Source organism: Chryseobacterium sp. S90 (assembly GCF_047444895.1).
Taxonomy (GTDB): Bacteria; Bacteroidota; Bacteroidia; order Flavobacteriales; family Weeksellaceae; genus Chryseobacterium.
On the sequence record NZ_JBLGCX010000003.1, the window covers coordinates 147,185 to 160,091 of the forward strand.

General features: G+C 36.5%; 10 protein-coding genes. 6 read left to right on the forward strand and 4 right to left on the reverse strand.

The window, feature by feature from the left end; translation table 11 throughout:
- Positions 1-280: 280 nt before the first annotated feature.
- The gene (locus ACLMCG_RS10630) at positions 281-2,677 is read right to left on the reverse strand and encodes a hypothetical protein (protein ID WP_413959521.1); all 2,397 of its coding nucleotides are present in this window, start codon (positions 2,675-2,677) and stop codon (positions 281-283) included.
- A gap of 361 nt (positions 2,678-3,038) precedes the next feature.
- On the opposite strand from ACLMCG_RS10630, the gene egtD reads away from it, so the two are divergent.
- The 6 genes from egtD (at position 3,039) to ACLMCG_RS10660 (ending at position 11,293) form a co-directional block, all read left to right on the forward strand.
- On the forward strand, positions 3,039-4,019 hold the full coding sequence (egtD, locus tag ACLMCG_RS10635) for an L-histidine N(alpha)-methyltransferase (protein ID WP_413959522.1): 981 nt from the start codon (positions 3,039-3,041) through the stop codon (positions 4,017-4,019).
- A 16-nt stretch (positions 4,020-4,035) separates the two neighbouring features.
- Positions 4,036-5,226 carry an ergothioneine biosynthesis protein EgtB gene (egtB, locus tag ACLMCG_RS10640; protein ID WP_413959523.1) on the forward strand — a complete coding sequence of 397 codons (1,191 nt, stop codon included), beginning with the start codon at positions 4,036-4,038 and terminating at the stop codon, positions 5,224-5,226.
- A gap of 8 nt (positions 5,227-5,234) precedes the next feature.
- Positions 5,235-6,155, forward strand: a complete 921-nt coding sequence (locus tag ACLMCG_RS10645; protein WP_413959524.1) for an ABC transporter ATP-binding protein — start codon at positions 5,235-5,237, stop codon at positions 6,153-6,155.
- Positions 6,152-7,717, forward strand: a complete 1,566-nt coding sequence (locus ACLMCG_RS10650) for an ABC transporter permease/substrate-binding protein (protein ID WP_413959525.1) — start codon at positions 6,152-6,154, stop codon at positions 7,715-7,717. The genes ACLMCG_RS10645 and ACLMCG_RS10650 overlap by 4 nt, the downstream gene beginning before the upstream one ends.
- Positions 7,718-7,728: 11 nt before the next feature.
- Positions 7,729-8,886, forward strand: a complete 1,158-nt coding sequence (locus tag ACLMCG_RS10655; RefSeq protein ID WP_413959526.1) for a MalY/PatB family protein — start codon at positions 7,729-7,731, stop codon at positions 8,884-8,886.
- Between the two features lie 493 nt (positions 8,887-9,379).
- Positions 9,380-11,293: an amidohydrolase gene (locus ACLMCG_RS10660; RefSeq protein ID WP_413959527.1), complete on the forward strand. Its 1,914-nt coding sequence runs from the start codon at positions 9,380-9,382 to the stop codon at positions 11,291-11,293.
- 195 nt (positions 11,294-11,488) lie between these two features.
- Here ACLMCG_RS10660 and ACLMCG_RS10665 read toward each other — a convergent pair whose 3' ends face one another.
- The 3 genes from ACLMCG_RS10665 to ACLMCG_RS10675 form a co-directional block, all read right to left on the reverse strand.
- Entirely contained in the window at positions 11,489-12,007 is a 519-nt protein-coding gene (locus ACLMCG_RS10665) for an HD domain-containing protein (protein ID WP_047378147.1), read from the reverse strand.
- Positions 12,004-12,261: a hypothetical protein gene (locus tag ACLMCG_RS10670; protein ID WP_413959528.1), complete on the reverse strand. Its 258-nt coding sequence runs from the start codon at positions 12,259-12,261 to the stop codon at positions 12,004-12,006. The genes ACLMCG_RS10665 and ACLMCG_RS10670 overlap by 4 nt, the downstream gene beginning before the upstream one ends.
- A 189-nt stretch (positions 12,262-12,450) precedes the next feature.
- Positions 12,451-12,903, reverse strand: coding sequence for a hypothetical protein (locus tag ACLMCG_RS10675; protein ID WP_223599577.1), 453 nt, complete (start codon positions 12,901-12,903; stop codon positions 12,451-12,453).
- Positions 12,904-12,907: the final 4 nt, after the last annotated feature.

Here is a 12,907-nt window from a genome sequence, read left to right on the forward strand (position 1 = left end):
ACGTGAAATGGAAGTGTAGAGGTTGGGAAGCTCAGAGAGGGAAGCTTGAAGTTTCTTTGAGGTGTATTGACGGATGATCTATGAGATTCTTCCTTCGTCATAATGACAATGCGCTGTCAGAAATCGGAATAGAAGATTGAACGTAACTAATGACAAAAATGAAAGTTATTATCCCTTAAAAAAGACAAACAGCTATTTTTATAACTATCATAACTCCCAGCCTCCAGCTTCCCGCTTCAAAACAAAAAAAGCCTCTCAAGATCATTGAAAGGCTTTTTTATTATTTTAAAATCTGCTGATCAAAAAGAAGATGGTCATCTTCATCAAAACTTATGATCTGTACTTTATATTGTTTGGCGCTGTCGTTATTGAAGAATTTAATTCTTGGCGGAACATAATCGCTGTCAAATAAATTCGGATTCCAGTAAAGGGTTTCTCTGGTATCGTTTTCAATTTTCTCCGGAGCGTCATCATCTATCATTTCAATAGGAAACTCTGAAGGCTTATCATATCCTTTGATGATGGCTGAGTTGTTCTTTGGGGCTTCTTTTTCATTAGTTTTAGATTTCATATTGCCTTTCATGGTGTAGATGGCTACGGCATCACCTATTAATCCTGATCCTTTGATAATTTTTACCATTGCGATATTATTTACAGGAAGGGATGAAATCATGGAGCCATCAGTAAGTACTTCATCTAAATACAGCTTCGCCTGCTGTCCCCGGATGTACGGTACATTTACTCCTGAATTATTTCTTTGAAGTGTTAAACCTGCTGCTTTTCCCTGCAGCCAGTCTAATATATTGCTTGATCCTGAGACATGCTGATCTTCATTCACAAAGTCAAATACAGTAGAATTTTCAGAACTGAACATTCCGCTGGAGAGCTGCTTATCTAATTCCTGTTTCGGATCTTTCTTTTTTCCTACTAATGCGACTTCCTGAATCTGGATATCATTACTCTCTTTCTTCTTAATGTTTTTTTGAGTATTGATGGCTCTGGCAATTGCAGGAGGAAGGGTCTTACTTTTAGCAGATTTTACCAATGTATATTTTGTAGTTGGGAAATTACCTTTAAATTCCGAAGGATTTACGAGCGGTTCCACGGTAACAAATAGATTATCAGTACTTGATTCTTTATTTTCTGAATTGACGAATAATGAAACATTCACAGGTTCATCATTGTTGAGATTATTTAAATAGACATACCCGTTTTGATCTGTTTTAAATTGATTAAAGGCAGGTTGATTTTTGCCTAACTGCAATACTAAATTTACAGTAGAGTTGATCAGCAGAGCGTTGTTTTTAATAGGTTTTACTCGGTAAGAAAGATATTGCTGAGATTGGGTTTTAATGATGGGAGAGGTTCCGCTGAGTACGGAATTCCAGTCGAATCTCTTCCAGTTTTCAGAAATAAGAAGTGCGTCCAGAGCTTCAGTATTGGCATTTTTAGAAAAATATTGTGCCGGGCTGTCTATTTTTGAAGTAAAATCCCCCGTTAACCAAAGCGCGCTCAGAATATTTTCTTCATCAGGAGTTTGGGTGCCGTCATCTTCACTTACCACAACAGTATAATTTTTGAAATAAGACTCCGGAGAAAGATCAATGCTGTTGAAAGATCTTGGAGTTTGTTTTAAACTCTGGCCTATAATTTCTGCTTTTTCAATCTTTAAATCGCCGGGTTTTATAAAGCAAAGTCTTTGGGCCACGGGATTGTCCTGCTCATCAAAAATTACCAGCTGTAAAACACCATTGGCTCCGTTGCTGATTTTTGTAGGAATAAGACTTGATGCTTCATTGGTTAAATGGTTGATGTTCGCTCTGTAAGCAAGGTGATTATTGATGAGTCCGACAATTTTATACCCTTGAAGCTGCTGTTTTAGGTTAACGCCTTTTAATGAATACTTAATTCCTTCCTTAGAACTGTGAACTTCTACATTCAGACCGCTGTCTGCAGCCTGTGGTAAATCTATTGTCTGGCTTTTTCCTGCATTATCCTGAATGACAGCCTGGTATTTTTTTCCTGATGCCGGAGTCATTGTAAAGGAAGCAACATTTTTATCAAAAGATTTAAATGTAGTGACGGGCGTTTTGGGATTTTGTATATCAATTACTTTTCCGGTCCAGTTTTCCGGTAAAGAAGAATTGCCGGATAATCTTACCGCAAATTTGGTAGGCATCCCGTTAATGAAAGTTCCGCCTTCCGGAAAGGCTTTTGCTGACCAATCGGAATTTTTAGAAATTACTAATGATTCTGTGGAATTTGGGTTGTAAACGGGAAGTGTTTTAACAATCTGAAAATCTTCATTAAAATTGGTCATATAAGGCGTATAAGCTCTTACAAAATATACCTGTTCAGGAAGGTCTTCTTTCAGCTGAAAATCTCCGCTGCCTTCGCCATTGGTAAGAAGTACCGTTTTCCAGTCTATTAATTTTTTATCAGAATTGTACAATTCTACAAATAGAGTCGTGGATAATGCAGAACGGTTATATCCGTCAAATACAAAGCTTTTGAACCAGATTTTATCACCGGCGGCATATTGTGATTTGTCGGTAAGCAGGTATACTTTCTCTTGTTCATAATTATCCTCAAGATTGGTAATTGCTTTTTCTAATTTGGTTTGTGCCAGCACAGGTGTTACCATTGAAATAAGCAAAACACAGAATATATTTTTCATAGAAATCTCAGCGCATTTTAATTCTGGGCTAATTTAGTCATTTAAAGACTTCGGAAAAGGTTAAAAACTTATAATTATCCAATTTAAAAAGCATTTCTTTCAGATTTTGATGTACAGTTTTTTAACAGCAATACTGGCGCAGTTTTCTCAGAAAAAGATTCCGTTAAAAGATTCTGATTTAAGAAAAGTATTCGTGAATAGTTCAGTATTTTACCAATAAAATAAGATGTGGTACATCAAAACCGTAAATAAATCCTATCTTTAATTAGATGAATTGGAGAAGCTTATAGATATTCGGAAAGTAATTCCGGTGTCGGCAAGATAGTTGTACTCAATGAACGACCAAAACAAAATGTAAACTATGAATGTACAGTTAAAACAGGATTGTCATTTTAAAGATGATGGTGCCGATAATTTCGGTTCGGACGTTTTAAAAGGCCTGTCCGCTCATCCGAAAAAATTATCTTCAAAATATTTTTATGACAAAACAGGCGACCGTCTTTTCCAGCAGATTATGGCTATGCCTGAATATTATCTTACCAATTGTGAGCTGGATATATTTCAGAATAAAACAGAGGAGCTTGCAAAAGCGATTTCCAATATCAATGAATCTTTTGATCTTATAGAATTAGGAGCAGGCGATGCGATGAAATCATCTTACCTTCTCAAAAATTTAGTAGAAAAAGGAACAGATTTTACCTATATGCCTATTGATATTTCAGGAAATATTCTTTCTGTTTTACAGGAAAATCTGAAGAAAAAACTGCCTGAACTTGAAATTTTACCGTTGGAAGGAGAGTATTTTGATATGCTTGACAAAGCCACAGGGATTTCAAAAAGGAAAAAAGTAGTCCTTTTCTTAGGTGGAAATATAGGAAATATGGAGAGTGAGGAAGCCAGACATTTCTGCAATGAAGTGAAAAGAAAACTGAATGCCGGAGATTTATTTCTCGTAGGTTTTGACCTGAAGAAAAACCCAAACACCATTCTTGCAGCTTATAATGATCCTGCGGGAATTACCGCTTCGTTCAATCTTAATCTTCTTACAAGAATCAACCGGGAACTGAAAGCTGATTTCAAGGTGGAAAATTTTCAGCATTATCAAAATTATGACCCTATTTCAGGAGCCTGCAGAAGTTTTCTGGTAAGTCTTTCTGATCAGGAAGTTTATGTGGGAAACCATTTGTTTCAATTTAAAAAAGATGAACTGATTGATATGGAGATTTCTCAGAAATTTTCTGAACAGGATATCAAAAAACTGGCTGGAGACTCAGGATTTCATATCCTTGTTGAGATTAAAGATACTAAAAACTGGTTCGTAGATTCTATCTGGATGGTATAATTTAAAAAGATTTTTTATGAAAAAAGATGCATTACTTGTAAAAGCAAAACCTCATAAAAACTGGACAAAAAAATACTCTGAAATCAGAAATCATTCCGTTGAGATTTGCAGTCCTCTGGAAATTGAAGACTATGTGGTTCAGCCTGTAGTGGATGTGAGTCCTCCGAAATGGCATCTGGGACACACCACCTGGTTCTTTGAAACCTTTATTTTACAGCCCAATTTTCCGGGTTATGAAGTTTTTGATCCTCAGTATAATTTTGTCTTCAACAGCTATTACGAAACCATCGGGGCCCGTGTTATCCGTACTGACAGAGGAAATTTGAGCCGTCCATCTGTTTCAGATGTTTTTAAATACCGGGAATATGTAGATCAGAAGATGGATGAATTTCTTCAGAACGGATATCTTACAGAATCGCTGGAATCTCTGCTGGAATTAGGCTTAAACCACGAACAGCAACACCAGGAATTATTATTGACAGATATCAAATACATTTTAGGTCATAATCCTTTATTTCCTCCTTACAAAAAGGAAAATATTTCAAAAAATGAAACTGTTGTAAACTCAGAAATGATAAGCTTTTCAGAAGGAATTTATGAAATAGGATTTAAAGGAGAAGGCTTTTGTTTTGATAATGAACTGGGAAGACACAAAGTATATCTGAATGATTTTAAAATTTGCAGTCAATTGGTGACCAATAAAGAATATTTAGAATTTGTTGAAGCAGGAGGCTATGAAGATTTCAGACACTGGCATGCCGAGGGTTGGGATTGGGTGAAGCAAAATAATGCAAAATCCCCCTTATACTGGCATTTCATTGATGGGAAATGGATGAATTATACTTTACATGGTTTAGAGGAAATCGACTTAGAAGAAGCCGTCTGCCATATCAGTTTTTTTGAAGCTTCCGCATTGGCTTCATGGAAAGGCAAACGCCTGCCCACCGAAGCTGAATGGGAAGCCGCATCAGAATATTTTGACTGGGGAAAACGCTGGGAATGGACCAATTCCGCTTATCTTCCTTATCCGGGATTTAAAAAAGAAGCAGGAGCTGTAGGAGAATATAACGGGAAATTTATGGTGAATCAAATGGTGCTTCGCGGTGCTTCAGTGGCCACTCCGCCCGGACATAGCAGAAATACTTACCGTAATTTTTTTCAGACTCATTTACAGTGGCAGTTTACAGGAATCAGACTTGCACAATAATTTTGCCTATGATTACAGTTGAATCGGTTTCAAAAAGTTTTAACGGGAAAAAAGCCGTGGATGCTATTTCTTTTCAGGCCAATGATAAAGAAATTCTGGTGCTTTTAGGAACAAGCGGCTGCGGAAAAACAACCATGCTGAAAATGATCAACCGCCTCATTGATATAGATTCCGGGACTATTTTGATTGACGGTAAAAATATTCAGTCACAAAAAGTGGAAGAGGTGCGTATGGGAATCGGATTTGTCATGCAGCATTCCGGATTATTTCCCCATTATACCATACAACAGAACATAGCAGTCATTCCTGAATTGCTGAAATGGGATAAAAAAAAGACAGTCAAAAGAACTCTTGAATTATTACATAAACTTCATCTTTCAGAAGAGATACTTACACGGTTTCCAAACGAATTAAGCGGCGGACAGCAGCAAAGAGTAGGAATTGCCAGGGCTCTGATTGCGGATTCACCTGTTTTGTTGATGGATGAACCGTTCGGAGCATTGGATAATATTACCAAAACCGATATTCATTCAGAATTTAAATCACTGGAAGAACTTAAAAATAAGACGATTATTCTGGTTACCCATGATGTTCAGGAAGCATTCGATTTAGGTCATAAAATCTGCCTGATGGATCAGGGGAAAATTATTCAGACAGGAACTCCGAAAGAAATGCTGTACCAGCCCAACAATGATTTCGTTAAAAATTTCTTTGCCAAAAACCGGCTTTTACTGGAATATAAAGTGGCCAGACTGAAAGATATGACTTCTCTGATTGAAGGAAGCCGCTTCTATGAAGAACTTCAGTTTTCAGAGAATTCAAGTGTATGGGATGTGTTGCAGCAGTTGAGCGCAGATACTTTGCTTTCCGAAGATTATGAAAATCTGGTGAAAGCTTTTAATGAATACCGAAAACTTCAGACTGTATGAGTGAGCAGAGTTTTTGGCAGTTTATCATAGAGGAGCATGAAAAACTGTTTACTCAGGTTGTGCAGCATCTGGGACTTACTTTTTTGTCTCTGTTTCTGGCGATCATGATTGGAGTGCCTTTAGGAATTCTCATTGCCCGAAAAACAAATTTGTCAGGTTCTGTTTTGGGAATTGCAGGAATTTTACAGACGATTCCCAGTATTGCTTTGCTCGGTTTTATGATTCCTGCTTTCGGGATTGGGGCAACTCCGGCCATTGTTGCATTGTTGATCTACGCGCTTTTACCTATCATCAGAAATACGTACACCGGAATTACGGAAGTAGATCCGGCAGTAACTGAAGCTGCAAAAGCAATGGGAATGAACAGAAGACAATTGCTTTTTAAAGTTCAGCTTCCTTTGGCAATGCCAGTCATTATTGCGGGAATCAGAACAGCGGCGGTTATTAATGTTGGAGTGGCAACTTTAGCTTCATTTGTGGCGGCAGGAGGTTTGGGTGAGTTTATTTTTGGCGGAATTTCCCTTAATAATACCAATATGATTCTGGCTGGTGCAATTCCGGCAGCGTTATTGGCTGTTCTTTTAGATCAGACGATCGCCGTTTTACAGAAATTAAGCTATCAGTCTGTAAAGAAATTAAAATATATTGTCCCGGTTGTATTGGTGATTATCGGGGCTATTTATCTTTTTGCTTCGGCTTCAAACCATAAGCTTAAGGCAGGCTTTACACCTGAATTTATGGGGCGGCAGGACGGTGATCTTGGACTTCGTTCGGTATATGGGCTTGATGCACAACCTCTGGTGGTAAGTGATGCTATTATGTACAAAGCAGCCTATGAAAAAGAATTGGACCTCATCAGTGGATATTCTACAGATGGCCGAATAAAAGCTTTTGACTTGTATGTTCTGGAGGATAATAAGAAGATTTTTCCGCCCTATTTTGCTGCTCCGGTGATCAAAACAAAAACCCTGGAAAAGTTTCCTGAACTGGAAAAAACTTTGAATCTTTTAGCAGGGAAATTCAATGATTCAATCATGACAGATTTGAATTATAAAGCCGATTACCTTAAACAGACTCCTGAAAAAATTGCTAAAGATTTTTTAGTAAGAACAAACTTGTATAAAGATCCACGCAAAGGAAATTCACAAACCATAAAAATCGGGTCAAAAATTTTTGGTGAACAGTATATTCTTGCCGAAATTTACAAAATGCTCATCGAAGGCTATACTGATTATAAAGTGGAAACAAAAACGGGGCTTGGCGGAACGAAAATCTGCTTTGATGCTCTGATGAATGATGCAATTGATTTGTATCCTGAATATACAGGAACCGGACTGCTTGTTTTATTGAAACCTTCGGCAAAAACGATAGAAGAAGTTTCTAAGAGTCCGGAAAAAACATTGGATTATGTCAATCTGGAATTTCAGAAACAGTATGGAATTGAATGGCTGAAACCACTCGGTTTTAATAATGCGTATGCTTTGATGATGCGAAGGAAACAGGCGAATGAGCTTAATATTAAAAATATTTCTGACCTGAAGAATTATCTGGATTCAAATTAATGATCTTACACATGAAGTACAATTTAGACGAAATCATAGAAAGAAGAGGAAGTCATTCTGTAAAATGGGACTGGGCAAAGGCAGATATCTTACCTATGTGGGTTGCTGATATGGATTTTAAAACCACTCCGGAAGTCATTCAGGCTATCTCTGAAAAGGTTTCTCATGGTGTTTTCGGATATGGAACTATTCCTGAGAATTTTCATCAGTCTGTCATTGATTGGTGGGAAACAAATCATCATTTTACGATAGAAAAAGAGTGGCTTTTGCCTGCAACAGGCGTTCTTCCGTCACTTTCGGCGATCATTCGTACTTTTGTGAAGCCTGATGAAAATATTATTTTGCAGACTCCTGTTTACAATCATTTTTTTACCATTTTAGAAAATTACGGCTGCCATGTTGTTTGTAATGATCTGAAATATGAAGCAGGAAATTACACCATCGATTTTGATGATCTTGAAAAGAAAGCTTCTGATCCGAAAACTAAACTTCTGTTGTTCTGTAATCCGCATAATCCGGTGGGGAAAGTCTGGACAAGAGAAGATCTGGAGAAAGTAGCTGACATTTGTTCACGGAACAACGTGATGGTGGTTTCTGATGAGATTCATTCTGATTTGATTTTTAATAACCGTCAACATATTCCTTTTGTTTCAATAGCTCAGGATTATGAGCTTCAGTCGGTCACGTGTGGTTCGCCGTGTAAGACTTTTAATTTTTCAGGGCTGCCGATATCGTATCTGATCTCCCGGAACAAAAATATATTGGAGCGGACCCGGAAAATGCTGGAACTTCAGGAAAACAGCTATCCTAATCCAATTGCTATGGAAGCTTTGATTGCAGCCTACACAAAAGGACATGAATGGATGGGTGAACTGAAAGACTATCTGTATCAGAATTTCATATTTCTGAAGAGTTTTTGCAGCGAACATCTGCCTGAAATCTATGTTGTCCCTTTGGAAGCAACTTATCTGGCCTGGCTGGATTGCCGTGTATTCGGTAAAACTTCTGATGAATTGTCGAAAATTCTTTTAATGGATGGTAAAGTCTGGCTTAATTCGGGGACGATGTACGGGCAAAATGGGGAAGGTTTTATGAGAATCAATATCGGTTGTCCAAGACAGCTCCTGATGGAAGGACTGGAACGATTGAAAAAAGCTTTGAAGGAATAATGCGGAAAGCCATGAAATGGTAACCGGAATTAATAATATTAAAAATAAGCGTCAATTTTCACGAATTGGCGCTTTATTGTATTTGGATCATCTTGTTATTTGTTTAATGGTGTAGAGCACGAGAATTGTGAGTTGCAGTAGATCATGAAGTGTTAAAAAATACATACAGTAAGTGTGAGTTAAATGAAAATGTGCTGTAAATTAAAATTTTAGACAGAAAAAAATAATCAATATTGAGTGAAAAAAGTGTGTTGAAAGAATATTTTTATTATTTTTATAAAATAAACTAATACATGTAAATAAATGAAAATTATTCACTTATAAATATTTATTTAAATATAATATCTTAAAAATACCCCTGTTTTGTTTTAATAATATAATAAATCTTATCCACTGTAAGATCGTCTTTCTATGCATTAAAGACAATGTATTATTAAAAATAGATACGGATAGAATTAAACTTTAACCATACACTTAAAACCAAATTATTCTCATGGAAAAACAACACAATCACACGCATGGCTGCACCCATTGCTCTTGCCACAATCCTGTTTTAGATGTTCTTAAAGAAGAACTTTTCAGTGCAGAAAATCTGACGAAGATCAATCCCGGTTCCGGAAAAGCGACCCACGAAAAACCACAAACACTGATGGTAAGTGGAGGTACTATTCTGCCAATGATTGGTGGATCCACCGGTACCATTGAAGCCATTGGATTTGCAGATGGAAAGGTCGTTGTAACAGGTACAGCAGCTCAGGTAGAATCTTATATGAATGAAAAGCATTCAGGATTTCAAAGAAAAGAATTAACCGGTACTCAAACCTTACTTCCCGGACTGATTGAGCCCCATGTTCATATGATTCCTACGGCAATGATGACCGGCTGGCTGGATTTGAGCCCTTTTGACGGGCAGAATTTAAAAGCGATATATGATTTGACTTCTGTTGGGGCTATCATCAACGGGCATATTCCTAAAATTCCGGGAGCGGTTATTTTAGGAAGAGGATTGGATCCGTCATTAATGCCTTTTAAGGAAACTGATGGGAAAAAGGAATTGATAACGATTGATAATGTCATCCTTGATACTATTAATCATGATACTCCTATGATGCTGTTAAGTGCCTCTATGCATACCCTTTATCTGAATACTAAAGCATTAGAGTATGTATTTGATCATAATCCGGATATAAAGAGCGAGTATAAAACTGTTGACAAGTATATCAGTGAAACGAAAGGCCAGCTGCAGGAAGGTTTGCAGATGACCCCGGCATTGAAGACTATAAAACTGCAGATCATTGCGATGAGCATAGAGATCAACCGTTATCTTACGGAACTTTTTCACACGGCCAATTCAAGAGGAGTTACTTTTATGTATGATGCCGGGCTGAATAAGGGTTCCGAAATACTTTTAACCAAATATTTTGAGACTCATCCTGAAGTGGTAAGAACGGGTGGGGCACATCTTTGCTCCAATCAGGAAGATGTAGATAAACTGGATCATTATAAAGAACCGGAACACTATAAACCTGTATATTATGGACATATTAAAGTGGTTTCGGATGGTTCAAATCAGGGATTAACGGGATATCAGAGTGTTCCATACCTGTGCAATCCTGCAGATAATACAGGAGTATTTAATTTTCCGCAGACAGGAATTCCGGCCCATACAATTCCGCCAAGTTATAATACACTGATCAATTCTGTGGTAGCGGTAAAAGGCTGGCCGTTGATGGTTCATGCCAATGGGGATCAGGCGGTAACATTTGCTATCAATGCGTATCAGCGTACTCTGGCTCAATATAAAGGTCCTGAACTTCGTAACCGTATAGAGCATTGTTCTCTTCTGACAGCGGATCAGATTACCAATATGCTCCAGATGGGAGTTTCACCAAGTTTCCTTATCGGCCACGTAGGGTATTGGGGATATGCTTTTAAGGAAGTGATATTCGGTGAAAAGGCACAAATGCTGGATCTTTGTGGTTCAACGCTTGCTGCCGGTATGAGAATTACCCTTCACAGTGATAATGAGGTGAGCCCGTTAGGTCCTTTGAGAATGATGGAACAATCGATTACCAGAATCATGGAAAAGAACCCAAAGGATATTGAAGTTTTAAACGGTGCGGAACGTATTACTCCCGAACAGGCCCTGATTGCCGTTACTTATGATGCTGCATGGCAATGCTACGCAGACAAATGGGTAGGATCGCTGGATAATGGGTACTTTGCTGATTTTGTTATATTGGAACAGAACCCTCTTTCCCTAAATACACCTTCATTGCAATATATGAAAATGCGGGATATTCCGGTATTGGAAACCTGGGTAGGCGGTGTTTGTGTATATACTTATGATGAGAATAGAAAGACAGTGACCGAAAAAGATATGATTTTTTCAGGCAAAGAAGAATAAGTTCTGAAAGAAATTAAATAGTTGCTAATCAAATATCAATCAGAGCAGATTATTTCTGCTCTGATTCCTTAACCCAATATAAATTTTATGCTTTGCTTTTAACTCTTTATAATATCTCTTAGCTAAGTATGGTGGCTTTGACTAGCAGCAGTTACAAAAAAATATATCAGGCAGTCAATTTCGGATAGAGATTTTTTACAGTAATGTTTTTAAGTAGATTAAGAGAGAATTTGCTAATTCTGTGTTCATTTTAGATGATATTATTTGTTGAAATTTTGGTTGTTCTTTTTGATACATTTCATATAAATTCTTATTATTTTGTATCAAACAAAACTCTACATTAGCTATTCTGTCAGCTAATTTTACAATGATACCAGCTTGATTGTGAATCAGTTTGTTATACATGCTGTTTTTTCTTTCTTCTCTATTTTTCCCCTCTCCATCGGTTAAAGAAAACACAATTTCAGTAATTTTCTTTCCAAATTTTTTCTCTAATTCTTCTATTGAAACTGTAGTATCTTCCAGTATATCATGAAGCCATGCGCTTATCAGGATATCAGTGTTTTCTTGATTTGTAGGAAGAATAGAAAATCTCATTAATATACTTACTACATTGCCTAAATGAATTTCATATGGGTATATTCCATAGTGCTGACCATTGTGTTTTTCTATTGCAAATTTTCTAGCATTATACAGCTGGTCTTTATAATTCATCTTACTTCTTTATCTATTATTTTCATGATCTCTTTTGCTCTGATTTCATCTACAAATTCTCCCGGTGTTGGATCCGGATAATAACTTAATGCCGCTTTTTCACTATGCCATTCTCCATTATAGTATTCTTCTCCCTGCAATCCTGTGTCTTTATACATTACCGCTCTTAGTAGTGAATAGTGTTCCTTATTATTGATCTTTTCTATTTCAAAGTGATAATATAAAATCTTATCTATTGTATCTTTTTTATTCATTTTCAAGTAAATTTATATTTTTTGGTGTTTTTATTTTTTTATATTCTGCAGCCTGTTTAGCGGTTTGTTTGAAATAAAACTCTCCGAAGTCGGGAGACTTCGGAGAGCTGGTTAGCTCATTTTTGAGCTAACCTTGATACAATTTATTGATAATATTAACAATAGAATAACTTGTTTGTACTACTATAATTAATCTATTTTTTGGGCATTACCCTTGATTATAACATTATTTTCTTTTTGATTTAGATACAAAACTTCCCTTATTACCCAACGTTTATTATCAAAGTTACTTTTCTGACTAAAATACACATTCAAAATTTGTGATATAAAAAAAGTATTCAGATAGCTCATTTTTTCTTTCATTCCAATTTTTGTGTCATTCAAAATATCTTCATAAGAAGGATATTCGGTAAGATTTTCAAATAATTCTAAGGCATAGTTTTCACCGGTTTGTTTATCATCTTCTATTAATTCATTCAACAATTCTTCATACTTGGGTTGCATTATTTTATTGAAAGTATCTAGCTCGATATTTATATCAAATTGATATATTTCTTTGTTTTCAATATATTTTTCATAGTAATGTTCATCATAGAATAAATGTTGAGAATTCGTTTCTTGATTATTAATGTATACTTGCATCTTA

Excerpts from the sequence above, each read along its gene's own strand:
- ACLMCG_RS10630 (WP_413959521.1), bottom strand. The coding sequence starts at position 2,677 with ATGAAAAATATATTCTGTGTTTTGCTTATTTCAATGGTAACACCTGTG.
- egtD (WP_413959522.1), top strand. The coding sequence starts at position 3,039 with ATGAATGTACAGTTAAAACAGGATTGTCATTTTAAAGATGATGGTGCC.
- egtB (WP_413959523.1), top strand. The coding sequence starts at position 4,036 with ATGAAAAAAGATGCATTACTTGTAAAAGCAAAACCTCATAAAAACTGG.
- ACLMCG_RS10645 (WP_413959524.1), top strand. The coding sequence starts at position 5,235 with ATGATTACAGTTGAATCGGTTTCAAAAAGTTTTAACGGGAAAAAAGCC.
- ACLMCG_RS10650 (WP_413959525.1), top strand. The coding sequence starts at position 6,152 with ATGAGTGAGCAGAGTTTTTGGCAGTTTATCATAGAGGAGCATGAAAAA.
- ACLMCG_RS10655 (WP_413959526.1), top strand. The coding sequence starts at position 7,729 with ATGAAGTACAATTTAGACGAAATCATAGAAAGAAGAGGAAGTCATTCT.
- ACLMCG_RS10660 (WP_413959527.1), top strand. The coding sequence starts at position 9,380 with ATGGAAAAACAACACAATCACACGCATGGCTGCACCCATTGCTCTTGC.
- ACLMCG_RS10665 (WP_047378147.1), bottom strand. The coding sequence starts at position 12,007 with ATGAATTATAAAGACCAGCTGTATAATGCTAGAAAATTTGCAATAGAA.
- ACLMCG_RS10670 (WP_413959528.1), bottom strand. The coding sequence starts at position 12,261 with ATGAATAAAAAAGATACAATAGATAAGATTTTATATTATCACTTTGAA.
- ACLMCG_RS10675 (WP_223599577.1), bottom strand. The coding sequence starts at position 12,903 with ATGCAAGTATACATTAATAATCAAGAAACGAATTCTCAACATTTATTC.